The organism is Chromobacterium sp. INPA-IVC (genome assembly GCF_059047085.1).
Genome location: NZ_JBTNLS010000006.1, coordinates 265,524 through 289,635, shown reverse-complemented (window position 1 = coordinate 289,635; position 24,112 = coordinate 265,524). Strand labels below are relative to the sequence as shown.

The window sequence follows — 24,112 nt, the reverse complement described above, 5'->3', positions numbered from 1 at the left end:
GACAAGGGGGATGCAGGTGCAGCAGCAGATAGACACCCTGGTGGTGGCGGGCGTCGGCCTGATCGGCGGCTCGTTCGCGCTGGCGCTCAAGCGCGCCGGCAGGGTGAAGACCGTGATCGGCGTCGGGCGCACGCTGGCCAATCTGGAAAAAGCGCTGACGCTGGGCGTGGCGGACGAGATCAGCCGGGACATCGGCGCCGTCGCCCATCGCGCCGACATGGTGCTGCTGGCCTCGCCGGTGGGCCAGATGGGCGCGTTGATGGCGGGGCTGGCGCCGGGCTTGCGGCCAGGCTCGGTGGTGACCGATGGCGGCAGCACCAAGAGCGACGTGGCCGCGCTGTACCGCCAGCACTTGCCCGATCATCTGCCGTGGTGCGTGCCGGCCCACCCGATCGCCGGCTCCGATATGTCGGGCGCGGTGGCGGCCCAGTACGGTTTGTACGAAAACCGCCGCGTGGTGCTGACGCCGCTGGCGGAAACCGCGCCCGAGGCGGCGGAGACGGTGGCGGAGCTGTGGCGCGCCTGCGGCGCGGAAATCCATTGCATGGACGCGGCCGAGCATGATGCGGTGTTCGCCAGCGTCAGCCACCTGCCGCATCTGCTGGCTTTTTCCTACGTGGATCGGGTAGCGGCCAAGGCGAACGCCGAGCGTTGCTTCGATTTCGCCGCCACCGGCTTCCGCGATTTCACCCGCATCGCCGGCAGCCACCCTGAAATGTGGACCGACATCAGCCTGGCCAACCGCGACGCGCTGCTGGCCGAGCTGGCCGACTACCGCGCGGGCCTGGACCGGATGGCAGCGTTGCTGGAAGCCGGCGACGCGGAGGGCCTGAACCGTTTGTTCGGCGAAGCGCGCGCCGCGCGCACGCGCTGGCATCAGCAATTCTTGAGGAGAGGCTAGGATGGACGGCAAAGTGGCCTTGGTGACCGGCGGCACGCGCGGAATCGGCGCGGCGACCACGCGCTTGCTGGTCGCCGCCGGTTGGCGGGTGGCCGCCAATTATCGTTCGGACGAGGCCAGCGCCGCCGCGTTGAAGGCTGAGCTGGGCGAGGCGGTGCAGTTGTTCCGCGCCGACGCGTCCGAGGAAAAGGCCATCGTCAGGCTGTTCGACGACGCGATGTGCCATTACGGGCGGCTGGACGGGCTGGTCAACAACGCCGGCGTTACCGCGCCGATGTGCCGGCTGGAGGATTACAGCGCCGAGCGGGTGGAGCGGGTGTTGCGCGTCAATGTGCTGGGGCCGCTGCTGTGCTGCCGCGAAGCGGTGCGGCGCATGTCCACCCGCCGCGGCGGCGACGGCGGCGCCATCGTCAACGTGTCCTCGGCCGCGTCGAGGCTGGGCTCCGCCGGCGAATACATCGATTACGCCGCCAGCAAGGGCGCGATCGACACGCTGACCCTGGGCCTGGCGCGCGAAGTGGCGGAAGAGGGCATCCGCGTCAACGCGGTGCGCCCCGGCCTGATCGCAACCGATATCCACGCCTCCAGCGGCGAGGCGGGCCGCGTGGCGCGACTGGCGCCGACAGTGCCGCTGCGGCGCGGCGGCCAGCCGGAAGAGGTGGCCGAGGCCATTGCCTGGCTGCTGTCCGACGCCGCCTCGTTCTGCACCGGCAGCCTGCTGGACGTGTCGGGCGGCCGTTAGTCTCCTCGCACCCCGGCCAGGAAATTGGCCACCAAGGGCGAGCTCTCGTCGCGGCGGACGGCGATGCCCATGGACAGATAAGCGCCGTCATCCGACAGCGGCACGTAGCGCACCGCCGGTATCTGCACGCATTCCAGAGGTGAGGGCAGGATGGCGATGCCGACGCCGGCCGCGACCAGGCCGATCTGGGTGATCGCCTCGCCCGCCTCCTGCACCATTCTCAATTCCAGCCCGTTCTGCAGCGCCAGCTGGCGCACCACATCGCTGAGGCCGGAGCCGGATTCGCGCGGATAGCCGATCAGCGGCTCGCCGGCCAGCCGCCTCAGCGGCAGCGTTTTTTCCGCGGCCAGCGGATGGGCGCTGGGCACCACCGCCAGCAAACGGTCGCGGTGCAGCTCTTCCACCCGGATCAAGGGGCTGGGCGTTGGGCCGTTGAAACGGACGAAGCCCAGGTCCAGCTGGCGGCGTTCCAGTGCGTCGAATTGGCCGGCGGTGAACATTTCGCTCAGCGTCAGCCTGACCGCGGGATAGTCTCGCCGATAATGCTGCAGGCTGTGGTGCAGGATGGGCGTCAGCGGCAATGACGAAGTGAAGCCGATGCGCAGCTCGCCGGTTTCGCCGTCGGCGGCGCGGCGCACGGCGGAGGCGGCCGCCGCGCTGTCGGCCAGGATCTGCCTTGCGCGTGGCAGCAGTTGCAGCCCGGCGGCGGTGAGCTCCACCTTGCGCTGGTGGCGGCGGAACAGCGGCGCGCCCAGCTCGGCCTCCAGCGACTGGATCTGCTGGCTCAGCGGCGGCTGGCCGATGTGCAGCCGCTCGGCGGCGCGGGTGAAGTGCAGCTCTTCGGCTACGGCGATGAAGTAGCGCAGATGGCGCAGTTCCATATTGATACTTTAAAAGTATTAATCATGGTTTAAATATATATTGGACTGAGGTTTTTCCCAAGCCTAAGCTGACGGTGTCGTTGAAGAAGAGATTGATGCCGTGTCCGCCCCCTCCGTTACGCTGCAAGACAGCCAGCCTGATTCCGTTTCGCCATCCGGCAAGCTTCATGCCGGCACGCCGGCTTTCCGCTCCACCGCGCGGGCGATGTTCGTCGGCGGTTTCTGCACTTTCGCCATGGTTTACGGCACCCAGCCCTTGATGCCGCTGTTCGCCCATGATTTCTCGCTGACGCCGGCCGCGGCCAGCGGCGTGGTGTCGATGTCCACCGGCGGCCTGGCGCTGGCGCTGATTCCGGCCAGCTTGCTGGCCGACCGTTTCGGCCGCCGGGCGCTGATGAACCTGGCGCTGGCGCTGGGCGCGGTCTTGATGCTGATGTCGGCCTTTGTCGCCGGCTTCGGCGCTTTTCTGCAATTGCGGGCGGTGTTCGGCCTGGTGATGGCCGGCTTGCCGGCGGTGGCGATGGCCTATTTGAGCGAGGAGGTGGATGCCAAGTCGCTCGGCCACTCGATGGGGCTGTACATCGCCGGCAACGCGCTGGGCGGCATGTGCGGCCGGCTGCTGGCCTCGCTGCTGGCCGACCACGTAGGCTGGCGCGGCGCGGTGCTGGCGTTGGCCGTGATCGGCGGCGTCGGCGCCTGGCAGTTCTGGCGCTGGCTGCCGGCCTCGCGCCATTTCCAGCCGCGCCGCCACGACTTCGCCCGCATGGGGCGCGAACTGCGCGGGATGCTGCGCGACGGCGGACTGCCCTGGCTGTTCCTCACCGCCTTCCTGCTGATGGGCTGTTTCGTCAGCCTGTACAACTACCTGGGCTTCCGCCTGCTGGCCGCGCCGTTCCATCTGAGCCAGAGCGCACTGGCGCTGGTGTTCTCGCTGTATGTGGTGGGCATCTGGTCATCCGCCTGGGTGGGGCGTCTGGCCGATGGCCTGGGCCGGCGCAACGTGTTGTGGATGATGGTGCTGATGATGCTGGCGGGACTGCTGCTGACGCTGGGCGATACCTTATGGCTGCTGGTGCCGGGTGTGGCGCTGTTCACCTTCGGCTTCTTCGCCGCCCATTCGGTGGCCAGCAGCTGGGTGGGCCTGAGGGCCCGGGAGGGCAGGGCGCTGGCCTCGGCGCTGTATCTGACTGCCTATTATCTGGGTTCCAGCGTGTTCGGCTCGATGTCAGGCCTGATGTGGGGGCGCGGCGGCTGGCATGGCGTGGCAACGGCGCTGGCGCTGGTTTTGCTGGTCCAGCTGGGCGTCAGCCTGTGGCTGAGGCGGCTGCAGCCCTTGCCGCAGGCTTGAGCGGCTCATGAAAAAAGCCCCGCGACGCGGGGCTTTTTTATTTGCGGGGCTTAGCGGATGATGCCGCCGCCCAGGCAGATGTCGCCATGGTAGAGCACGGCAGACTGGCCCGGCGTCACCGCCCATTGCTTTTCCGCGAAGGTGAGCGTGGCCTGGCCGTCGACGATGGGCGACAGCGAACAGGCGGCGTCCGTCATCCGGTAGCGGTTCTTGGCGCTGTATTCGCCAGGCTGCGGCGCATCAGGCAGCGTCCAGCTGAGGTCGGCCATCGCCAGCGTCGGCTTCAGCAGCAGCGGGTGGTCGTGGCCCTGGACCACGATCAGCCTGTTGCCAGGAATGTCCTTGCCGGCGACGAACCACGGCTCGCCGTTGCCGTCGCGGGAACCGCCTATGGTCAGGCCCTTGCGCTGGCCCAGCGTGTAGTACATCAGGCCGATGTGCTCGCCCACCACTTTGCCGTCCGGGGTCACCATCTGGCCGGGCGAGGTGGGCAGGTAGCGCTGCAGGAACTCGCGGAACGGGCGCTCGCCGATGAAGCAGATGCCGGTGGAGTCTTTCTTGGCCGCGGTGGGCAGACCGGCCTGCTCGGCCAGCTGGCGCACTTCGGTCTTGCGGATGTCGCCCAGCGGGAAGATAGCCTTGGCCAGCTGATGCTGCTGCAGGCGGTACAGGAAGTAGCTTTGGTCCTTGGTGTGGTCCACCGCCTTCATCAGGTAGTGGGTGCCGTCCTGTTCCAGCTTGCGCGCGTAGTGGCCGGTGGCGATGCAGTCGGCGCCCAGCTCCATCGCGTAGTCGAGGAAGGCCTTGAACTTGATCTCGGCGTTGCACAGCACGTCCGGGTTCGGCGTGCGGCCGGCCGAGTATTCCTTCAGGAAGTACGAGAACACGCGGTCCTTGTATTCCTTGGCGAAATTGACGATTTCCATGTCGATGCCGACGATGTCGGCCACGCTCATCGCGTCCAGCGCGTCCTGCTTGATCGAGCAGTACTCGTCGTCGTTGTCGTCTTCCCAGTTCTGCATGAACACGCCGATCACTTCATGGCCTTGCTGCTTCAGCAGCCAGGCGGTCACCGACGAATCCACGCCGCCGGACATGCCGACGACTATGCGTTTCTTACCCGTCACGGGGCCTTTCCTTCCTTGCTTTTGCTTGCCTGTTTGACAGGCTCGGATACGGCCGGAGGCTCGTATCCCGTCATCCAAACTGAAAGGGGAACCACCACGGGCGGTTCCCCGAAATCCTTGAACCAGGTGTCCACCGCCCAGTCCTGATTGGCGGCGTTGTCGTGCAGCACGCCGGTGTAGTGCAGATCCAGAATCCACGGCGCCCGCCATTCAGGTGGCGCCGCGCGGTGGAATTTCAACCATCCCTGCCGCTGCAGGTAGTTGAGGAAAGTGGTGACGTTGCTGCTGTGGTCCACGCAGTCCATCCGGCCTTCAGCCGGGCCATCGCGGAAATTGCCGCCCTTGTCCTGCCAGATCGGCGTCGCGCGCGCGGCGATGCGGTACAGCGTCAGCACGGCGTCGGACACCGCTTCGCGCTCGGACGCGGCGGAGTCGGAGCGGCCCATGCGCGCGGCCAGCCAGTCATGCTCCTCGTCGGAGATGTCGAATTGGGCGTGTCTGGAACATCCGTAATGATAACAGATGTTTAGCCCGTCGGCGCGCGCGGCGGGAAGGAGCAGGGCAAGCAGCAGCGGCATCAATAGTCGCATCGGGCATCCTGTGGCGGGCGGGTCAGCGCAGGTCGCGTATCAGTTGCAGAGGATACGCGATGCCATTGAGATAGTCTGCCAGGCATTGCAGCACCACCGGGCTGCGCAGCCGCGCCGCCTGTGAGGCGATGTCTTCGTAGGCCAGCCAGTGCACGGCGACGATGCCCTCGTCCAGCCGCGGCGGGGAGGCGGGCGGGACGGCGTCGCCGTGGAAGGCGAAGCGCATATAGGTGATGTCGCCGTCCTGGGCGTCAGCCAGGTAGATGCCGGTGAGCCCGCGCGGCGTGAACAGCCAGCCGCTTTCTTCGAGGGCCTCGCGTGCCACCGCCTGCAGCAGCGTTTCGCCTTGCTCCAGGTGGCCGGCGGGCTGGTTGAGCCGCAGGCCGGACGGCGTCTCCTCCTCGATCATCAGGAAGCGGCCGTCGCGCTCGATGATGGCGGCGACTGTTGCATTCGGCTTCCATTGACGTTCTTTGTTATTGACAATCATTCTTGTTTGTTTCTATGATGATGATAATTATTCTTGATTGTAAGCCAGAGGGGGCTTCCGATGTATGTCTGCTTGTGCAATGCAGTGACCGACAGCCAGATCCGCCAGGCGGTTCATGGCGGTGCCACGCGCATGTGCGACCTGCGTCGGGAATTGGGCGTAGCCTCCGATTGCGGCAAGTGCGCCTGCATGGCCAATCAGATACGCAAGGACGCGCAAAGCGAACTGACCGTCTGCTCGGTGGCCCGTACCGCCGCCTGATCTTCTCCCAAAGGGGCGGAGCGCCGCTCCTCATGCCAGCCGGCGAGCTGGCTATTCCCATTTATGCCTTGAGCTATGCGTCTGCTGTGCCATAATGCCTGAACGATTTTTCAGGAGAACGTGACATGCAAGGCGACAAGAAGGTCATCAAGTACCTGAACCAGATTCTCAAGAACGAGCTCACCGCGATCAACCAGTACTTCCTGCATGCCCGCATGTACAAGAACTGGGGTCTGAAGAAGCTGAACGAGCACGAATACGAAGAATCCATCGACGAAATGAAGCACGCCGACAAGCTGATCGAGCGCGTGCTGTTCCTGGAAGGGCTGCCCAATCTGCAGGACCTGGGCAAGCTGCACATCGGCGAAAATCCGAAGGAAATGCTGGAGTGCGACCTGAAGCTGGAGCTGGAGGCGCTGCCGCTGCTGCGCGAGGCCATCGCCTACTGTGAAACCTCCAAGGACTACGTCAGCCGCGACATGCTGGAGGACATCCTGGAGAGCGAGGAAGAGCACGTGGACTGGCTGGAAACCCAGCTGGGCCTGATCGAGAAGGTCGGCCTGCAGAACTACCTGCAAAGCCAGATGGAAGACGCTTCCTGATTCCGGGCGGAGCAAAAGAAAAAGGGCTGTCGTTGCGACAGCCCCTTTTTTGTGCCTGGCTTATTTTTTCGCCGCAGGTTTGGCCGGCTCCGCGGCGGGAGCGGAGGCGTCGATGGTTTCTTCGTGCTCCTCCCACGGCAGCGGCACCTTCTGCTGGTGTATGGTCAGGCCCTTGGCATCGTATTTCAGATCGGTGGAAATCTGGCCGTTGTCCTCCACCAGGTAACCGCCTGATTTCCATTGCGTCAGCTGGCTGTCCAGCAGGCTTCTGGCCAGGTCTTCCACTTCCTGCATGTTCGGCTGATCTTCGGCGCTCTGGTCGACAGTGAACAGGTTGCGGGCCTGGGTCAGCACCAGTTCTTCCAGCGTCTGGCGCGGCAGGCTCAGCTTGGCGTCGGCCTCGATGCGCTTGGCCAGCTGCGTGATGTCGTTCAGGTCGGCCGGGGTGAAGCCGTTGATGCCCAGGCTGCCCTGCAGCTTGGCCTCGCCGGCCGGCATCTTCAGGTAGAACTCGTTGATCAGCAGCTTGGGATTGTTTTGCAGCAGCGGGATCGCGTTCTTCTTGATGGTGTCGACGTACTGCTTGCGCAGCACCGCCGGGTCCACGCCTTCGAACGGAATCTCGCTGATCGCCTTGTCCAGCTTCACCAGCGTCGGGCCGTGCAGGTGGTTGGCGGACACGTCCAGCCGCAGCGGGCCGTAGCGGTTGGCGTTGAAGCTCAGTTCGGCGAAGTTCACCTTGCCGCGGGTGTTGACGAACTCGTCCTGCTCGCTGGTGACGATCTGGTAACTGAAGTTCTTCAGCACCACCGACGACGGCTTGAATTCGCCGGACGGGTTGACGAACTCGCCGACGCGGACGCGGGTCATCAGGTAGATCAGCTCGTTCAGCTTGATGCTGTACGGCACGCTTTCACGCGAGCTCAGCTGAACGTTGCCTATGGTCAGTTCGCTGGTGCCGAGCTTGATGCCGGTGTTGCCCGGGCGCATGTCGGACACGTAGCGCACGCCTTCGAACGAGATGCTGCCCTTGCTGGCGGCTTCCAGCAGGAAGCCCGGCGACAGCGCCTCGGTCTTGTATTCCTTGTAGCCGTTGGCGTAATCGACCTTGAGATCGAAGCCTTTCCATTTCATCTTGACGCCGGACAGCGCCTCTTCGTAGTCGAAGGCGGGCACCGCCACTTCCAGCAGGCCGCCGCCGCCGAAACCGATGCGGTTGGTGATGGCGATCGGCTCCTTGTCGCCGAAGAAGGTCTTCAGCGTCTTGCGGGTGGCGTCGCTCATCGCGAACTCGGTGCGCACCAGCGCGCGGCCCGGGCGGAAGTCGAAGCCGGCCAGGCCCGGCAGCGGGCCGTGCTTGACGTTGTTGGTGAACTTGATCGTGGAGTTCAGCAGCGGCTTCATATTGTCCGGCAGCATGTTCTCGTACGGGCCGGACAGATGGCGGTTGAACACCAGCTCGGTGGTCTCGGTGGACGAGAACCAGCCGCGCTGATAGCTATGCGATTTGACCTTGAACAGCGGCAGGCCGGAGAGCATCCGGTACTGCTCCTGCAAGGTTTCCTCGGCCTTGACGCCGGCCCAGTAGCTGGAGCCCGCGTACAGGACGAACAAGCCGCCGATGGCGGCGCCGGCAATGATCAGTCGACGTTTTGGCAACACTAGTATTTTTCTGAACTAGGGTGAAATGATGCCCTATGGTACACCAATGCACCGGCGGATGCGCTCCCGGCGCGCTTGACCGGAAAATTTGATTCTGCATGGCGGCAGGGCTTGTTATAGAATAGAGCTTTGTCTCTAAGTCAACGGACGCATCGAATACATGAACCTGAACTGGCTCAACGGTCTGTTGGATCTGCCATGGTGGGGCAATATCGTCGCCGCCCTGATCCTGACCCACATCACCATCGCCTCGGTCACGATTTTCCTGCACCGCCACCAGGCCCACCGCGCGCTGGACCTGCACCCGATTCCCAGCCACTTCTTCCGTTTCTGGTTGTGGCTGACCACCGGCATGGTCACCAAGCAGTGGGCGGCCATCCATCGCAAGCACCACGCGCGCTGCGAAACCCAGGAAGACCCGCACAGCCCGCAGGTGCTCGGCATCAAGAAGGTGCTGTGGGAAGGGGCCGAACTATACCGCGCCGCCTGCAAGGACCAGTCCATCATGGACAAGTTCGGCCACGGCACGCCTGACGACTGGCTGGAGCGCAATGTCTACAGCAAGCACAATGCCAAAGGCATCTTGCTGATGCTGATCATCAACCTGGCGTTGTTCGGACCGATCGGCCTGTCGATCTGGGCGGTGCAGATGGTATGGATTCCGTTCTGGGCCGCCGGCGTGATCAACGGCCTGGGCCACTTCTGGGGCTACCGCAACTTCGAGAACGAGGACGCTTCCACCAATCTGGTGCCTTGGGGGATCCTGGTGGGCGGCGAGGAACTGCACAACAACCACCATACCTTCGGCACCTCGGCCAAACTGTCGTACAAGTGGTACGAGTTCGACATCGGCTGGATGTACATCCGCATGCTGGAAATCTGCGGGCTGGCCAAGGTGCGCAAGGTGGCGCCGCAACTGGCCCACGATCCGTCGCGCCCGCAGCTGGATCTGGAGCACCTGCAGGCCATCATCGCCAACCGCTACGCGATCGCTTCGCGTTACGCGCGCGAGCTGAAGGCCGAGTGCGGCGCGGAATTGGCCAAGCTTAGCCTGCCCGAGCTGCCGCAGGTCAACCTGCCGCGGAAGATGAAGGTGTGGCTGAAGCAGGACGCCAAAGACCTGCCCGAGTGCGACCGCGACCAGCTGGCCCGCATCCTGGAACAGAGCCACGTGCTGGCCACCATCTACAATATGCGCCAGGAACTGACCCGTCTGTGGGAGCGTTCCAGCCTGACTCGCGAGCAATTGCTGCAGGAGTTGCAGGACTGGTGCGCGCGCGCCGAAGCATCCGGCATCGCCGCCTTGCAGCGCTTCTCGCTGAACCTGAGGCAGACCGCGCTGGCCTGACGCCTGATTCCGTTTTCATCGCAACCCCGCATCCGACGATGCGGGGTTTTTTATCGCCCGGCATGCTGTTAGAGTTTTTTTCTATATTCAAATAGAAAATAAAGTTTGATTTCAAAATAGCTGAAAGAAATATAATGATGGCCTGTTGCTATCCGAGCGAGGTCATCGAGATGAGTGCATTGCAATTGGCGCAGACGCAGTCCGATCTGCCCTACATCCACGGTTTTTCCGCCACCGAGCAGGCTAGGCTGGTGCGCCAGGCGCGCTTTTCCGAGGCGATGGTGTACCGCGACGTCGATTTTTCCGGCGTGCAAAAGTTGCTGGAGGTCGGTTGCGGCGTGGGCGCGCAGACCGAGATCCTGCTGCGCCGCTTCCCCGAGGTGGACATCACCGGCCTGGATTTCAGCCAGCGGCAGCTGGCGGTGGCGCGCCAGCGCTTGCAAGGCAGCCCCGAACATGGCAGGGCGACGCTGCTGCACATGGACGCCGAGGATCTGGACTTCCCGCCCGCCAGCTTCGACGGCGCCTTCCTGTGCTGGATTCTCGAGCATGTGCACTCGCCGGAGCGCGTGCTGGCCGAGGTGCGGCGGGTGCTGAAGCCCGGGGCTAGGCTGTATGCGACGGAGGCGATGAACGCCACCTTCTTCCTGGCGCCGTATTCGGCCAATCTGCAAAAGTACTGGATGGCTTTCAACGACCACCAGCTGTCGGTGGGCGGCGATCCCTTCGTCGGCGCCAAGCTGGGCAATATCCTGATGCGACTGGGTTTTCGCCATGTGGAGACCAAGGTGAAAACCTGGCATCTGGACAGCCGCGAGCCGCACCGGCGCCAGCAGGTGCTGGACTACTGGACCGAGCTTTTGCTGTCCGCCGCCGATCAATTGATAGAAGCGGGCAGGGTGGACGCCGAGCTGGTCGAGTCGATGACAAGGGAATTAAGGTTGCTTAGGAGCGACCCGGAACTGGTATTCTTCTACAGCTTCATGCAGGCCAGTGCGGTGGTGTGAAGGCTGATTATATTTAGTAGGACTACTTCAATTTTGTAGAAGATTTTGCAATTTTTATATAACAAAAAATTACTAAAAGTAATTTTAAAATAGCCAGGAGTATGGAAATGCAGGACAATACCGTTTTATCGCTGATCGGCAACACGCCTCTGGTCCGCGTCAGCCATCTGGATACCGGCCCGTGCGAGCTGTATCTGAAGCTGGAAAGCCATAACCCGGGCGGCTCGATCAAGGACCGCATCGCGCTGACCATGATCGAGGCGGCCGAGCGCGACGGCAAACTGAAGCCCGGCGGCGCCATCATCGAGGCCACCGCAGGCAACACCGGGCTCGGCCTCGCGCTGGTGGCGGCGCAGAAGGGCTATCCGCTGACGCTGGTGGTGCCGGACAAGATGAGCCGGGAAAAGATTCTGCACCTGCAGGCCTTGGGCGCCCAAGTGGTGCTGACCCGCTCGGATGTCGGCAAGGGCCATCCGGAGTATTACCAGGACATGGCGGCGCGCATCGCCAGCGAGACGCCGGGCGCTTACTACATCGATCAGTTCAACAATCCGGCCAATCCGCTGGCGCATGAAACCACTACCGGACCGGAGATTTTGCGCCAGATGAACGGCGAAGTGGACGCGGTGGTGGTCGGCGTCGGCTCCAGCGGCACGTTGACCGGCCTGACCCGTTTCTTCCGCGCGCAATCGCCGGCCACCGCCTTCGTGCTGGCCGACCCGGTGGGCTCGGTGATGGCCGACTACGTCGAGACCGGCAGTTTCGGCCAGGCCGGAAGCTGGTTGATCGAGGGCATAGGCGAGGATTTCATCCCGCCGCTGACCGACCTGTCGATGGTGAAGCGCGCCTTCCGCATCAGCGATCAGGAAAGTTTCGATACCGCGCAGCAGTTGCTGAGCAGCGAGGGCATCCTGGCTGGCTCCTCGTCCGGCGCGCTGCTGGCGGCGGCGCTGCGTTACTGCCGCGAGCAGACCGAGCCCAAGCGGGTGGTGACGTTGGTGTGCGACAGCGGAAACAAGTATCTGTCCAAGATGTACAACCGCGACTGGCTGGTGGATCAGGGCATGCTGAGGCTGCCCGAGGTGGGCGGCCTGACCGACCTGATCGTCCGCCGCCACCAAGACGGCAGCACTGTGTCTTGCCATTCGGACGAACCGCTCAACGTCGCTTACCAGCGCATGCGGCTGCATGATGTGTCGCAGATGCCGGTGCTGGACGACGACAAGGTGGTCGGCGTGCTGGACGAGTGGGACCTGCTGTTGTCGGTGCACGGCGAGCCGGAAAACTTCCGCCAGACCGTGGCCACGGCGATGAGCAGTCATGTGCGCACGCTGTCGCCGCAGGCCTCGCTGCAAGATCTGCTGCAGGTGTTCAACGACGGCCACATCGCGCTGATCGTCGATAAGGGCCGCTATCTGGGCCTGATCACCCAGGCGGACCTGCTGTCGTTCTGGCGACGCCAGCCGCGCGCTGCTTAAACCGATTTTCCGCCCTGGCGCCATGCGCCGGGGCGCATGATTTTGAGAAAGGATAAAACATGACCGATTTCCACACCCTGGCCGTGACCGCAGGCGCCCATGAGGATCCGTTCGGCGCGGTGATGCCGCCGATCTACGCCACCTCCACCTACCGCCAGAGCGCGCCGGGCGAACATACCGGCTATGAGTATTCCCGCTCGCAGAACCCGACCCGCGAGGCGCTGGAGCGCGCGGTGGCCGAACTGGAAGGCGGCGTCCGCGGCTACGCTTTCGGTTCCGGCCTGGCGGCGATTTCCACCGTGCTGGAGCTGCTGCCTGCCGGCAGCCACCTGATCGCGGTCAATGATCTGTACGGCGGCACCTACCGCCTGTTCGAGAAGGTGCGCAAGGCCAGCGCCAATCTGGAGGTGACCTATGTCGCCTCCGAGGACAGCGCCGCGCTGGAGGCCGCGATCCGGCCGAACACGCGGATGATCTGGGTGGAAACGCCGTCCAATCCGCTCAACCAGTTGGTGGATCTGCAGCAAGTGTCCGCCATCGCCCGCCGCCATGATCTGATCGGAGTGGTCGACAACACCTTCGCCTCGCCGGTCAACCAGCGGCCGCTGGACTTCGGCTTCGACATCGTCGTCCACTCCGCCACCAAGTATCTGAACGGCCACTCCGACGTGGTGGCCGGCGTGGCCGTAGTCAGCCGCGACAAGCCGGAACTGGCCGAGCAGCTGGCCTTCCTGCACAACGCGGTGGGCGCCATTCTGGATGCCTTCCCCAGCTTCCTGGTGCTGCGCGGCCTGCGCACGCTGGCGCTGCGCATCGAGCAGCACAACCGCAACGGCCTGGCCATCGCGCGCTGGCTGGAGGCGCAGCCCTGGGTGGAGAAGGTGTTGTATCCGGGCCTGGAAAGCCATCCGCAGCATGAGCTGGCGCGCCGCCAGATGCAGGGCTACGGCGGCATCGTATCGTTCTACCTGAAGGGCGACGTCAAGGCCTTCCTGTCCAGGCTGAAACTGTTCACGCTGGCCGAGAGCCTGGGCGGCGTCGAGAGTCTGGTCTGCCTGCCGGCGGCGATGACCCATGCGTCAATTCCGGCGGAGCGCCGCGCGGCGCTGGGCATACACGACAACCTGATCCGCCTGTCGGTCGGCGTCGAGGGCGAAGCGGCGCTGATCGCGGATCTGGAGCGGGCGCAGCGGGACAGCTGAGCGCTTTATCGCTAGAATCAGCCGTCATGCCCACCCACTTATCCAATAAGGAGAACGATATGAGCATTTACCGTCACAAGCAGGGCGCCCGCCTGGCCGAAGCCGTGGTCACCAATGGCCTGATCTTCCTGGCGGGCCAGGTGCCGGAAAACACCGACGCCGACGCGCGCGGCCAGACCGAGAATGTGCTCGCTCAGATCGACGCCTTGCTGGCAGAGCTGGATTCGGACAAGAGCAAGATCGTCGACGTCACCATTTTCCTGGCCAGCCTGGCCGACTACGACGCGATGAACGCCGCCTGGGACGCCTGGGTGCCGGCCGGCAACGTGCCCGCCCGTGCCACGGTGGAGGCCAAGCTGGCGAATCCGGCGTGGAAAGTGGAAATCAAGCTGGTGGCCGCGCGCTGATTTGCCGCGCATCCATCTTGCCAGGGGATTGACGGCGGCGACGCCGTACCCGGCGAAGTTCAAAAGCCCGGAACCTGCAATGCAGGCTCCGGGCTTTTTCATTTCGTCAGCTCATCTGTTGATTCCATAGCGCAATCGCTTGTCCATTTTCTTTTCCCCCTCGGGCGCGCCCAGCTGGGCCTTATCGGGACAAGAAGAAAACATTCCTAAGTAATTTCAATTAGTTGTTTTTTAATTGAAACGTCATTTTGTCTTCGCTAGAACGGATGTAGGCGCTTCATTCAAGCCGGCAGGCAGGGATGGGCGCCTTTTCCATATCCGGCCGCTTCGTTTCCGGCCGGAAAGGCTTCCAGGGAGATACGCAAAATGTTCATCCGCAAATCGATCGCCGGCGCTGCTGTCCTGCTGGCCTGCCTGGCCAGCGGCGTCAGCCAGGCGCAAAACGCAGTGCCCGTGGATGTCGCGGCCACCTGTACGGTGACCCCGGGCATATTCCAGAGCTGGTTCCTGCTTGACCGGGTGACGCCCAACGGCGCGGTCACGCCGGCCAATAGCGTCAAGTTCAACCACGACACCGTCAATCCGCCGGCCAGCAACAAGACCATCAATTGCAATTTCTACCAGTGGTCGCAGCGGATGTTTCTGTGGCTGACGTCCTCGCCGATGCGCATGTACGGCGGCAACGGGACGGTGATGGATTCGGTGGCGTTCTACAGCGTGCTGGATAGCGACGACGGCAAGGCGCGCTGCCTGGTCAACCGCGAACTGGGGGTGAACACCTGCGGCGGCAAGCCGGCCTCGGCGTTCCGTATCCGAGTGAATGAGCCGCGCATCGATAAGACCGATGCCGTCGATAAGGACAGCGCCGTCAATCAGGCCGACGGCGGCGGGCCGAAGCAGGCGGACGGGGCGGCCTTGATGGCGCAGGGCGGCAAGATGGTTTACTACACCATCCTGGTCAACGATGTGTATGCCTTCTTCGCATCGGCCAGCGGCACCAAGAACCCCAGGCTGCGTTTTCCCACCACCCAAGCCGAACTCGACAAGGTGCTGGCTTGGGCCAAGCAGCACCATCACCAAGTGCCGGACGCCGACGCGCTGGCGCTGGAGCTGAAGGCTTCCTGGGTGGAAGCCAGCGGTCTGGATACCAACCGCTACGTCACCACCGTGGGCGAGATTCCGGTGTTCGATACCCGCGATCCACAGAAATGGGTGCAAACCGGCAGCCGCCAGGCGTTGCTGGCGCTGGTGGGCCTGCATGTGGTCGGCAGCGCGGCCGGGCATCCGGAAATGATCTGGGCCACCTATGAACATGACAACAACTCGCCCAATGGCGCTTACTCCTATGTCAACGCCAAAGGCGCGACGGTGGCGGTGCCGCAGGAAGTGCCGCGCGGCATGCTGTTTTCGGCCAATGGCGCGACTGGGCCGTTCAATGTCCAGCATATGTACGTCGATCCGGATGCCAGCCCGCTTACCGTCAGGGCTAGCGACAAGCAAACCATCTCTCCCAGCGATACCTTGCGCACCTACCCCTGGGGCGTGTCCGCCGCCTTGCCGATACTGCCGGCGCAAAGCGCGGCGGAGGCCAACAGCGAGGTGATTTCGATCAACAACAGCGTGCGCAGCCTGTTGATACCGGGCGACATCCGGCGCAACTACTTGTTGATCGGCGCCACCTGGACCAATGGCGGCAATGATCCGTACAGCCCGTTCCAGCCGGAAGGCGCCAACAACCAGCCCAATCATGTCGGCGGCAATGCGTTGGCCAATTCGACGATGGAAACCTACGTCACCCTCGAAAACAAGCTGTACAACTGCTTCTCCTGCCACAACGCCGGCAGTGCCACCAACACCAATGTCAAGGCCACGGTGAGCGTCAGTCATATCTACGAGAGCATCAAGCCGTTCACCGATCCCAAGCTGAACCAGCTTTGGGAGCGCGCGCTGACCAGATGAGCGCGGAGCAGCGGCGCGGCTCGGATGGGCCGCGCCGTTTTTATTCCGGAGTCAGGAAGAGATGCCGCCCGCGCAGCTTATTGCGGCGGGGAAGGCTTGTCGTTTCGCGGCGGAGGAGGAGGATGGTCGGGCACCGCCGCCATCCGGGCCGGCATCATCTTGCACTTGCCGGTCATTTTTTCGCCGCGGGGCGTGGTGAACGACACGGTGTCGCCGGCTTGCTTGCCGTTGCAGGCCTGGAACGCCTCGTCGGGCGGCACGCGCTGATGTTCCGGAGCAGGGGCGGCCTGGATTGATGCCGCTGCCAGCAGGGCATACAGGGGCGGCGGAATGGAGATGCGCATGGGACGTCTCCCGGGAAGATGTTTCACGATAGGCGGACGTTTGCATGAAGAACAAGACGACTCCTGATCTTCCGAACAGTTTTTGTCTGATTTTTTACTTTAAAAATATCGCGCAAGTAAATGTAATCCATTGATTTTTTATTGAAAATTCAATGGATTGGACCTTGTTTGCAAATTTGAACCGCAGATTTTCGACCGCTAAGACTACTGGTATGCGTTTGGTATTGTCGACGCAGTGAACTAAAACCGCATTCCCAGTAAGGAGAGTCCAGCCATGCAGTCGAAATCCGCAATCATTCTGGCGGCCGCGCTCGGCCTGGCCGCCATCGCCGCCGGCTCCGCGTATGCGCAGCCGCTCCCCACATTAAGCGCAAGCCAGGAGCAGGGCATCGCCGACGCCGCCCGCCAGGGCCTGGCCGGCTTCGTCAAGCGGAACCTGGCCGAATACGGCGCCCGCCTGCCGGACGGCTTTCCGCTTTCGGTGGCGGACGGGCGGGAATTGGCCTCGCTGCGGCTCGGCCGGGGATTCCCGGTGTACAGCGTGAATCCGCAGCGCCTGCTGGCCGCCGATGCCGACCTGAGCGGCTTGATGGCGCCCACCGGCAGCTGGCGCTTCGTGGCGCTGTCCGGTTCGCGGCCGGTGGGGCTGGTGACTGTGGAGAAGGTGGAAGGCCGCTGGCAGGCGATTGCCTTCGGCGCCGCCGAGCTGGCCAAAAATGTCGAAGCCGCGCAAGCGGGCATCGGCGGCCAGACCCGCTTCTTGCGCGTCTACCAGGCCCAGTCCGACTTTCTTGAAGTGGCGCAGGCCGGCGGCAAGCCGCGCTTCGCCGCGCTGATGTCCGCCCGCGAGACGCTGTCGCTGAAGCAGCAGCCGGCGCTGTTGGACGGCGCGGATCTGCTCGAGCCGCTGCGCGCCGCGGTGCGCGCCAATCTTGCCAGCTTCCGTTGAGGAGGGAGTGAACATGAACAAGCGCTTGAACACGACGATTCTGGCGGCGGTCCTGCTGGCGGCGACGGCCGCCGCTCAAGCGGACAGCAAGGTGCTGGGCGTGCCCCTGACGGTGCAGGAGCACAGCCAGTGGTGCTGGGCCGGATCGAGCAAGGCGGTGCTGGCGTGGTACAAGCAGACGCCCAGCCAGTGCGCCATCGTCAATTGGGCCTTCGGCATCAATTACGCCTGCGGCAACAGCAATTTCAACTGGAACAGCCAGGCCAACAGCCCCAACAATATGTTCGGCGGCGGCGGCAGCCTGCAGGACATCTTGAGCAACTGGGGGGTGTCCAACTTTACCGTCTACGACTATCTGTCATGGACCCATGTGCAGCAGGACATCCAGGCCAACCGCCCCTTCGTGATCCGTTACGGCTGGACCAATGGCGGCGGCCACTTCATCGTCGGCCGCGGCTATCAGACCGGCAGCGGCAATTACCTGTACATGATGAATCCGTGGCCGGGCGAGGGGATGACCTACGCCTCGTACAACAGTGTAGTGTCGGCCAGCGACCACGATTGGACCCACACGCTGAGGATGAGCGTCAGCCCCTGAGCGGGAGGGCGGATGCGAGAACGGCGGGCTGAGCCCGCCGTTTGCCGTTCAGAAGCCGCCGTCGTAGCGCAGCGATGCGGCCGGGGGCCGGCCGGCCAGGAAGTCGTCCACCGCGTCGCCGAGCAGCGCGGCCAGGCCGTCCCGCTGCGCGTCCACCGGAATCACGTCCAGGCTGCGCGTCCAGGTCAGCTGGCGCTTGGCCAACTGGCGGGTGGCGGCGACGCCGCGCTCGACGAATTCGTCCAGGCCGTACAGGCCGTCCTGATGTTCCCAGGCCTGGCGGTAGCCGACGCAGCGCATCGAGGGCAGATTCAGCGTCAAGTCCGGATATTCCGCGCGCAGCCGGCTGACCTCGTCCAGAAAACCTTGCTCCAGCATGATGCGGAAGCGTTCGGCGACGCGCGCGTGCAGCCAGCCGCGCTCGCGCGGCACCAGCGCCAGCGGCAGGAAGCGGAAGCCGGCGGCGGCTTCCTTGCCCTGGGCGATCAGCTCCGACATCGGCCTGCCGCTGAGCAGGCAGACTTCCAGCGCGCGGTGGATGCGCTGCGAGTCATTGGGATTGAGCCGCGCCGCGGTGGCCGGGTCCAGCTCGGCCAGGCGGGCATGCATCGCCGGCCAGCCCAGCAGCGCGGCGTCGGCGTCCAGTTCGGCGCGCAGCGCGGCGTCGGCTTGCGGCAGATCGGACAAGCCTTCCAGCAGCGCCTTGTAATAAAGCATGGTGCCGCCCACCAGCAGCGGCAGCCGGCCGCGGGCCTGGATCTCCTCAATCAGCCGGTTGGCGTCGGCGTGGAACTGCGCGGCGGAATAGTTTTGCAGCGGGCTGATGATGTCTATCAGATGGTGGGGGCAGGCGGCCATTTCCTCGGCGGAGGGCTTGGCGGTGCCGATGTCCATGCCGCGGTAGACCAGCGCCGAATCGACGCTGACGATTTCGACGGGAAAACGACGGGCCAGCTCCAGCGCCAACCCGGTCTTGCCGGAGGCGGTGGGGCCCATCAGCAGTATCGCTTGCGGGGTGTCGCTCATGGAGTTGCTCGTTGCGGTCAGGGGGCGATTGTCGCATAGCCGGCGGGGACATGCGCGAAAGGCTTGACCTTGCCGCTCAGCTGTTTACGATGTGAGTATCGACCCTGGGAGGCGTCAATGAAAATCGAAGCAGCCAGCGAGCAGCATCTGTCCGTCTATCGCCGCTATTTTCAGGCTTGTCGCGATGAGGACTTCGAATACTATCGCGGCCTTCCCTGCGATGCCGATGGCTGGCTGCGCAAGGTGGTGCAGCACGCCGACGGCGAGGCGCTGCCGGATGGCTGGGTGCCTTGCCAGACCTGGTTCCTGCTGAGCGACGACGGCGAGATCGCCGGCGCGGCGCGGTTGAGGGAGGGCGAGACAGCGGTGATCCAGGACGTGATCGGCCACATCGGCTTCGAAGTCCTGCCGCAGTGGCGGGGCAACGGCTACGGCCGGGTGTTGCTGCAATACGTGCAGGCGATGGCGCCGCCGCCGGCCTGCGGCAACTGGGTGCTGGTGTGCGACGCCGACAATCCGGCGTCGGTGCGTACGGTAGAGGCCTGCGGCGGGCAGCGGCTAGAGGACATGCCGCAGCCGGACGGCCGCGTGCTCAGGCGCTACAGCCTGGCTTCGTTGGGACTGATCCAATAGTTTCGCGCGCGGCGGAAGTCGTGTAGAATCCTCGGCTTCCCGCGCTTAAAAACCCAGAACTCCCCGGCACTCCGGTTTAATGTCCACCATTACCGATTTAAAGTATTTGAAGATTGTGCTGGAGACGGCTTTGCTGACAGCGCAGGAACCCTTGTCGGTTTCCCAGTTGAAACGGCTGTTCACCGAGGACGTCAAGGCCGCGTTGATCAACGACATCCTGGAGGATATCCAGGGCGACTGGCGCGGCAGGGGCATAGAGCTGATCAAGCTGGCTTCCGGCTGGCGCTTCCGCGCCCGGGCCGAATTCACGCCGTATTTGAACCGGCTCAATCCGGAAAAACCGCCCCGCTACTCGCGGGCGGTGATGGAAACCCTGGCGATCATCGCCTACAAACAACCTGTGACCCGTGGCGACATCGAAGCGATACGTGGAGTATCGGTGTCCACCAACGTGATGCAGACCCTGCTGGAGCGGGGCTGGATCGAAGTCATCGGCCATAAGGACGTACCGGGCCGCCCCGGCCTGTACGCCACCACACGCAAATTTCTGGATGATCTGAGCTTCGTCTCGCTGAACGACCTGCCGCCGCTGGCGGAGTTGGGCAGCCTGGTGGTGCCGGACAGCCAAACGCAGGACGACGGCCCCGACGCGGGCGCAGACGATCTCCCCCTCGACGATGAGGCGGACAATTTAGAGCCAGTCGCGGAATAACGCTTCCGCCAGTTGCTCGCATGGAAAGAGCAAGCACATGTCTACAAAAGGACAACGTAACCACGCGCGCCAGCCGGTAGCGCGTGCCAAAGGTCATGAAACCTCGCAGCCGCGCCAGAATGCCGGCCGCAGCCAAGGCCAATCGCGCCAGGGCCAGGGCAAGAACACCGCAGCCGGCGCTCAGCCGCGCTTCCCGCAGCAGCAAGCGCAACAAGGCCAGCAGGGCCGCCGCGGCGGTCAACCGCGCCAGGCGCGCGACGCTTACGGCAACCCCATCGCGCCGACGCAGAACGGCGCGCCGCTGTTCAAGCTGAGCCGCCGCGAGCAGGAGCAGCAGGCGCTGGCCGCAGGCAACCGCAAGCCGCAGTATCAACGCGACAGCAATGGCGACGTCAACGGCAATGTGGCGCTGGACCACGAGCAGCGTTTCGGCAACAAGAACGCCGCGCGCCCGGCCGCCAGCGGCAACGCCGCGAGGGGCCGCAAGCCCGCGGCCGCCCAGGCTCAGTCCGGCCAGGCTCCGGCGGCGGAAGCCAAGCCTCGCGGCGACGCCAAGCCCAAGCTGCAGGTGCAGAAAGCCAAGAAACTGCGTCTGCGCAGCCCCAGCCAGGACATCAAGAGCAAGGCGCAGAAGCTGAAGGAAGTGCGCGTCGATCTGAACGAGATCGAGCCGGTGCGTCTGCAGAAGGCCCTGTCGTCGTCCGGCGTCGGCTCCCGCCGCGAGATGGAAGAGTGGATCGAAGCCGGCCTGGTGACCGTTAATGGCAAAAAGGCCAGTCTGGGCGACAAAGTAGGTCCGCAGGACAAGGTGCTGGTCAAGGGCGACCAGATCAAGCTGAAGTGGCCGGACCGCCTGCCGCGCGTGATCATGTACCACAAGGAAGAGGGCGAGATCGTCACCCGCGACGATCCGGAAGGCCGCGTCACCGTGTTCGACCGTCTGCCGCAAGCCAAGTCCAGCCGCTGGGTGGCCATCGGCCGCCTGGACGTAAACACTTCCGGCCTGCTGCTGATCACCACCAGCGGCGAGCTGGCCAACCGCATGATGCACCCCAGCTTCGAAGTGGAGCGCGAGTACTCGGTGCGCGTGCTGGGCGATCTGACTCCGGAAATCATGAAGGACATGACCAAGGGCGTGGAACTGGAAGACGGCGAAGCCCGCTTCGACCGCATTTTCCAGACCGGCGGCCAGGAAGAGTCCGCCAACCAGTGGTTCAACGTGGTGATCAAGGAAGGCCGCAACCGCGAAGTGCGCCGCATGTTCGAGCATTTCGGCCTGACGGTCAGCCGCCTGATGCGCGTGCGTTTCGGCAATATCGGTCTGCCTCCTCGCCTGAAGCGCGGCCAGTTCTATGAGCTGAACGCCGCCGAGGTGGCCGCGGTGATGAAGTGGTCCAACCTGACTGTCACCGGCGGCAAGAAGACCGGCGGCCAGCGCCGCGGCTCGCCCCGCAAGCCCAAGGCCGCGCGCAGCGAGTAAGCCGGATTGACCGCGAAAGCGGAATCCGCGTCGAAGATATGGGCGACCGCCGAGAGGCGGTTGCCCGTTTTGTTTTGGGGAGGTCTGTTGGAAGAATTCGAACAATGCCAGGCCGGGCAGCCTTTGCCGGAGCCTGCGCGCAAGCAGCGCGCGTCCATCGTCATCATCGAGGACGGCAGGCTGCTGTTGATGCACAGGGTCAAGCCGGGCAAGGACTATTACTCGCTGCCCGGCGGCAATATCAAGCGGAGCGAGACGGCGGCGATCGCCTGCGTGCGCGAGACGCGCGAGGAAACCGGACTGAACGTCTGGCTGGAGCCCGGCCCGCTGTGCGTGCTGGAGAGCGAGAGCCGGACCGAGCACGTGTTCGTCGCCCGCGAGCATCGCGGCATGCTGAGGCTGGGCGGCCCGGAGCTGGCCAAGCTGTCGCCGGACAATCTCTACGAACTGGTCTGGCTGGACGTCGAAGCCTTGGCGGGAGTCAAGCTGCGGCCCAAGTCGCTGCGTCCGCATTGCCTGGCCTTGCTGGAGGCGGCAGGGCAGGCTGGGGCATAATGGCGCAACCCGCATCAGGATGAACGACATGAGCAAGGCGTTTACCAAAGAAGACGAGCAGCAGGACGATGACCTGCCGGCCGAGCGCCGCCTGCCGGCTTCGACCAAGAACTACATCACGCCGATCGGCTGGCAGCGGTTGAAGGACGAGTTGTACCACCTCGTCAACCGCGAACGGCCCGAGATGGTGCAGGTGGTGAACTGGGCGGCGAGCAACGGCGACCGCTCTGAAAACGGCGATTATCTGTACGGCAAGCGCCGGCTGCGCGAGATAGACCGCCGCATCCGCTTCCTGACCAAGCGGCTGGAGATCGCCGAGGTGGTGGACCCGGAAGCGCGCGAAGCCACCGATCAGGTGTTCTTCTCCGCCACCGTGCTGATCCAGCGCGGCGACGGCAACGAGCAGCGCCTGTCCATCGTCGGGGTCGACGAGATCGATCTGGCGCGCGGCCGCATCAGCTGGATCTCGCCGATCGCGCGGGCGCTGCTGAAGTCGCGCGAGGGCGATAGCGTGCTGTTCCGCGGCCCGGACGGCGACGAGGATATCGAAGTGCTGGAGGTCTGCTACGTCCGCCTGGACTGAGGCGGAACGCGGATGGAAAAACAGCGGCCCGGAATATTCCGGGCCGTTTCTGTTTGGGCGATGGGCGGGATCAGGGCTGCATGTGCTCGGACAGCTTGCCGTTGATCATGAACCAGTCGCGGGTGGCCTTGTCGCCGCAATCGTCGAAGGCGTTCTGCAGCACCCGCTGCTGCTCGCGGTGGAGGGCTTCCTCCAGCCTGAGGCCTTCCTCGCTCAGCGTCAGTTGCTTGACGCGCTTGTCGTGCGGCGCCGGCTGGCTGAGAACCAGCTCCATTTCCATCAACTGGCGCAGCGGGATGTTGATCGCCTGCTTGGTGACGCCGAGGAAGGACAGCAGATCCTTGACCGACAGCTTGGGATAGCGCGCCACGAAGAACAGGATGCGGTGGTGGACGCGGGCCAAGCCGCGCCGGGCCAGCATTTCGTCCGGTTTGGCGGTCAATGCCTTGTACGCGTAGTAGAAAATCTCGATCGCTGCCCGGGTGTCCAGACCGGTTTCCGCCTCCTTGCTTGCAACAGACTGGCTCATGTCGTGTCCTGTTCAGGTTGATGGGCGCCGGCGGCTGCCGGCATGGATGAATGGCTTCAGCGCTGGCGAATCACAACGTTGACGCTGGAAAGCGGGTGGGAGCTGATTTCGCCGACCGCGACGGATACCCAGGTGTCGTCCTTGTGCGCGACCAGGTAGCGGTCGGTCTTGTGATAGACGATGAAGGACGAATTCTGGGCGGTCTGCCAGAGGTTGGGGTCATTGGCGCAGGGCTTGTCGCAGACGAAGTCCAATGTGTAGCCGTTCTGGCGCAACTGGCTCTGGTAAGCGGCCCATACCTGCATCGTGCTCTGGGTTTCCGGGTGCTCGTACAGATCCTTGTAGACCTGGCCGCGCAGCAGCTCGGATTTGACGACGCGGATCGAGCCGTCGTTGTTCAGATTGGGGCGGCTCAGGAACACCGTTTGCTCGTCCAGTTCCTTATAGCTGTGGCGGTATTCATCCAGCTTGGCCGGCAGCGGCGAGGCGACCGGCGACGGCTGGCTCAGCCGCAGTCTGGGCGTGGTGGATTGGTCGCCGGTCTGGTTGGAGCCGATGGCGCCGCCGACGCTTTTGACCGTGTCGACGGCCTGGTTGACCGAGTTGAGCACCGAGCCCAGATCGAAGGCCTGGGCCTGGCTGCAGGACAATGCGGAAAAGGCGAGGCAGGCTGCGGCGAAGCGGCGCATGCGCATCTC

General features: G+C 64.1%; 27 protein-coding genes. 18 read left to right on the top strand and 9 right to left on the bottom strand.

All coding sequences use genetic code 11. The annotated features are described in order from the left end of the window. The first annotated feature begins 10 nt into the window (after window positions 1–10). Together ACX17K_RS13135 and ACX17K_RS13130 are read left to right on the top strand one after the other, a co-directional pair. Complete coding sequence (locus ACX17K_RS13135) at window positions 11–901, top strand: prephenate dehydrogenase (protein ID WP_493775141.1); 891 nt, start codon at window positions 11–13, stop codon at window positions 899–901. A 1-nt stretch (window position 902) separates the two neighbouring features. Continuing rightward, window positions 903–1,643, top strand: a complete 741-nt coding sequence (locus tag ACX17K_RS13130) for an SDR family oxidoreductase (protein ID WP_493775140.1) — start codon at window positions 903–905, stop codon at window positions 1,641–1,643. Here the strand turns inward: ACX17K_RS13130 and ACX17K_RS13125 are convergent. Next, a complete protein-coding gene (locus ACX17K_RS13125; protein ID WP_493775139.1) occupies window positions 1,640–2,524 on the bottom strand; it encodes a LysR family transcriptional regulator in 885 nt (294 codons plus the stop codon). The two genes, ACX17K_RS13130 and ACX17K_RS13125, sit on opposite strands and share 4 nt — an antisense overlap. A 100-nt stretch (window positions 2,525–2,624) precedes the next feature. Between ACX17K_RS13125 and ACX17K_RS13120 the strand changes: the two genes are divergently transcribed. After that, entirely contained in the window at window positions 2,625–3,872 is a 1,248-nt protein-coding gene (locus tag ACX17K_RS13120) for an MFS transporter (RefSeq protein ID WP_493775138.1), read from the top strand. Window positions 3,873–3,922: 50 nt separating this feature from the next. Here ACX17K_RS13120 and mnmA read toward each other — a convergent pair whose 3' ends face one another. Genes mnmA through ACX17K_RS13105 form a run of 3 tightly spaced genes read right to left on the bottom strand, consistent with a single transcriptional unit; the run spans window position 3,923 to window position 6,079 of the window. Then, entirely contained in the window at window positions 3,923–4,999 is a 1,077-nt protein-coding gene (gene mnmA, locus ACX17K_RS13115; RefSeq protein ID WP_331275043.1) for a tRNA 2-thiouridine(34) synthase MnmA, read from the bottom strand. Continuing rightward, window positions 4,996–5,589, bottom strand: a complete 594-nt coding sequence (locus ACX17K_RS13110; RefSeq protein WP_493775137.1) for a hypothetical protein — start codon at window positions 5,587–5,589, stop codon at window positions 4,996–4,998. The genes mnmA and ACX17K_RS13110 overlap by 4 nt, the downstream gene beginning before the upstream one ends. 22 nt (window positions 5,590–5,611) lie before the next feature. Continuing rightward, the gene (locus tag ACX17K_RS13105) at window positions 5,612–6,079 is read right to left on the bottom strand and encodes an NUDIX hydrolase (protein WP_493775136.1); all 468 of its coding nucleotides are present in this window, start codon (window positions 6,077–6,079) and stop codon (window positions 5,612–5,614) included. Window positions 6,080–6,139: 60 nt separating this feature from the next. Here ACX17K_RS13105 and ACX17K_RS13100 point away from each other — a divergent pair, with 60 nt between their 5' ends. Together ACX17K_RS13100 and bfr are read left to right on the top strand one after the other, a co-directional pair. Then, on the top strand, window positions 6,140–6,340 hold the full coding sequence (locus ACX17K_RS13100; protein WP_021478607.1) for a (2Fe-2S)-binding protein: 201 nt from the start codon (window positions 6,140–6,142) through the stop codon (window positions 6,338–6,340). A 125-nt stretch (window positions 6,341–6,465) separates the two neighbouring features. Beyond that, window positions 6,466–6,942, top strand: coding sequence for a bacterioferritin (gene bfr / locus ACX17K_RS13095; protein ID WP_046155655.1), 477 nt, complete (start codon window positions 6,466–6,468; stop codon window positions 6,940–6,942). Window positions 6,943–7,002: 60 nt separating this feature from the next. Here the strand turns inward: bfr and ACX17K_RS13090 are convergent, their stop codons facing one another. Further along, complete coding sequence (locus tag ACX17K_RS13090; protein WP_493775135.1) at window positions 7,003–8,604, bottom strand: YdgA family protein; 1,602 nt, start codon at window positions 8,602–8,604, stop codon at window positions 7,003–7,005. Between the two features lie 160 nt (window positions 8,605–8,764). Between ACX17K_RS13090 and ACX17K_RS13085 the strand changes: the two genes are divergently transcribed. The 6 genes from ACX17K_RS13085 (at window position 8,765) to ACX17K_RS13060 (ending at window position 16,005) form a co-directional block, all read left to right on the top strand. Continuing rightward, on the top strand, window positions 8,765–9,952 hold the full coding sequence (locus tag ACX17K_RS13085; RefSeq protein ID WP_493775134.1) for a DesA family fatty acid desaturase: 1,188 nt from the start codon (window positions 8,765–8,767) through the stop codon (window positions 9,950–9,952). A 170-nt stretch (window positions 9,953–10,122) separates the two neighbouring features. After that, the gene (locus ACX17K_RS13080) at window positions 10,123–10,959 is read left to right on the top strand and encodes a methyltransferase domain-containing protein (protein ID WP_493775133.1); all 837 of its coding nucleotides are present in this window, start codon (window positions 10,123–10,125) and stop codon (window positions 10,957–10,959) included. A gap of 107 nt (window positions 10,960–11,066) precedes the next feature. Further along, window positions 11,067–12,437 carry a pyridoxal-phosphate dependent enzyme gene (locus ACX17K_RS13075; protein ID WP_493775132.1) on the top strand — a complete coding sequence of 457 codons (1,371 nt, stop codon included), beginning with the start codon at window positions 11,067–11,069 and terminating at the stop codon, window positions 12,435–12,437. A gap of 59 nt (window positions 12,438–12,496) precedes the next feature. Next, entirely contained in the window at window positions 12,497–13,639 is a 1,143-nt protein-coding gene (locus ACX17K_RS13070) for a trans-sulfuration enzyme family protein (protein WP_021478613.1), read from the top strand. 59 nt (window positions 13,640–13,698) lie between these two features. Further along, window positions 13,699–14,046, top strand: a complete 348-nt coding sequence (locus tag ACX17K_RS13065; RefSeq protein ID WP_493775131.1) for a RidA family protein — start codon at window positions 13,699–13,701, stop codon at window positions 14,044–14,046. Between the two features lie 366 nt (window positions 14,047–14,412). Beyond that, window positions 14,413–16,005: a hypothetical protein gene (locus ACX17K_RS13060; protein WP_493775130.1), complete on the top strand. Its 1,593-nt coding sequence runs from the start codon at window positions 14,413–14,415 to the stop codon at window positions 16,003–16,005. A gap of 77 nt (window positions 16,006–16,082) precedes the next feature. On the opposite strand, the gene ACX17K_RS13055 is transcribed toward ACX17K_RS13060, so the two are convergent. Continuing rightward, entirely contained in the window at window positions 16,083–16,349 is a 267-nt protein-coding gene (locus ACX17K_RS13055) for a hypothetical protein (protein WP_493775129.1), read from the bottom strand. A 274-nt stretch (window positions 16,350–16,623) separates the two neighbouring features. On the opposite strand from ACX17K_RS13055, the gene ACX17K_RS13050 reads away from it, so the two are divergent. Both ACX17K_RS13050 and ACX17K_RS13045 read left to right on the top strand, forming a co-directional pair. Then, window positions 16,624–17,298 (top strand): hypothetical protein, encoded by a 675-nt coding sequence (locus ACX17K_RS13050; protein ID WP_493775128.1) that lies wholly within the window; start codon window positions 16,624–16,626, stop codon window positions 17,296–17,298. A 13-nt stretch (window positions 17,299–17,311) separates the two neighbouring features. After that, window positions 17,312–17,896, top strand: a complete 585-nt coding sequence (locus tag ACX17K_RS13045; RefSeq protein ID WP_104947799.1) for a C39 family peptidase — start codon at window positions 17,312–17,314, stop codon at window positions 17,894–17,896. A 48-nt stretch (window positions 17,897–17,944) separates the two neighbouring features. On the opposite strand, the gene miaA is transcribed toward ACX17K_RS13045, so the two are convergent. Beyond that, window positions 17,945–18,922 (bottom strand): tRNA (adenosine(37)-N6)-dimethylallyltransferase MiaA, encoded by a 978-nt coding sequence (gene miaA, locus ACX17K_RS13040; protein WP_493775127.1) that lies wholly within the window; start codon window positions 18,920–18,922, stop codon window positions 17,945–17,947. A gap of 117 nt (window positions 18,923–19,039) precedes the next feature. On the opposite strand from miaA, the gene ACX17K_RS13035 reads away from it, so the two are divergent. The 5 genes from ACX17K_RS13035 (at window position 19,040) to greB (ending at window position 22,885) form a co-directional block, all read left to right on the top strand. Beyond that, window positions 19,040–19,555 carry a GNAT family N-acetyltransferase gene (locus ACX17K_RS13035; protein WP_493775126.1) on the top strand — a complete coding sequence of 172 codons (516 nt, stop codon included), beginning with the start codon at window positions 19,040–19,042 and terminating at the stop codon, window positions 19,553–19,555. A gap of 79 nt (window positions 19,556–19,634) precedes the next feature. Then, window positions 19,635–20,267, top strand: a complete 633-nt coding sequence (scpB, locus tag ACX17K_RS13030) for an SMC-Scp complex subunit ScpB (protein ID WP_493775125.1) — start codon at window positions 19,635–19,637, stop codon at window positions 20,265–20,267. A 403-nt stretch (window positions 20,268–20,670) separates the two neighbouring features. Further along, window positions 20,671–21,747 carry a pseudouridine synthase gene (locus ACX17K_RS13025; protein ID WP_493775230.1) on the top strand — a complete coding sequence of 359 codons (1,077 nt, stop codon included), beginning with the start codon at window positions 20,671–20,673 and terminating at the stop codon, window positions 21,745–21,747. Between the two features lie 87 nt (window positions 21,748–21,834). Continuing rightward, the gene (locus ACX17K_RS13020; protein ID WP_493775124.1) at window positions 21,835–22,302 is read left to right on the top strand and encodes an NUDIX domain-containing protein; all 468 of its coding nucleotides are present in this window, start codon (window positions 21,835–21,837) and stop codon (window positions 22,300–22,302) included. A 28-nt stretch (window positions 22,303–22,330) separates the two neighbouring features. Further along, window positions 22,331–22,885, top strand: coding sequence for a transcription elongation factor GreB (gene greB, locus ACX17K_RS13015; protein WP_493775123.1), 555 nt, complete (start codon window positions 22,331–22,333; stop codon window positions 22,883–22,885). A gap of 70 nt (window positions 22,886–22,955) precedes the next feature. Here the strand turns inward: greB and ACX17K_RS13010 are convergent, their stop codons facing one another. Both ACX17K_RS13010 and ACX17K_RS13005 read right to left on the bottom strand, forming a co-directional pair. Beyond that, window positions 22,956–23,414 carry a MarR family winged helix-turn-helix transcriptional regulator gene (locus tag ACX17K_RS13010; protein ID WP_493775122.1) on the bottom strand — a complete coding sequence of 153 codons (459 nt, stop codon included), beginning with the start codon at window positions 23,412–23,414 and terminating at the stop codon, window positions 22,956–22,958. A 56-nt stretch (window positions 23,415–23,470) separates the two neighbouring features. Then, on the bottom strand, window positions 23,471–24,103 hold the full coding sequence (locus ACX17K_RS13005; RefSeq protein ID WP_493775121.1) for a hypothetical protein: 633 nt from the start codon (window positions 24,101–24,103) through the stop codon (window positions 23,471–23,473). Window positions 24,104–24,112: the final 9 nt, after the last annotated feature.